The 232-nt window shown below is 62.5% G+C and carries 1 protein-coding gene; it reads left to right on the plus strand.

Annotation, left to right across the window (positions count from 1 at the left end):
* Nucleotides 1-232: hypothetical protein (locus AC1RPV_RS08290; protein WP_481764285.1), on the plus strand; the 232-nt coding region annotated here is incomplete at both ends.

Raw genomic sequence — 232 nt, forward strand, 5'->3', positions numbered from 1 at the left:
GCGCATCGGTCGCAGGTGGCGTGGCCCCGGCATCGGTCTCGGCAAATGTTGACGCTGAAGATCAAGAAGACGAGGAAGAGGAAGACGACGAAACCCCGGCTCCTAAGTCGAAGGCAAAGGCAGCACCGGCAAAGGCAGCAAAGGCTCCGAAGGCAGCAGCTGCTCCGGCAGGAAAGCCGGGCCGCAAGGCAAAGGCAACGGATGCTGACGCACCGGTTGCAAAGCGCAAGGC

The organism is Dellaglioa sp. CoH-55-MRSF-9 (genome assembly GCF_056782155.1).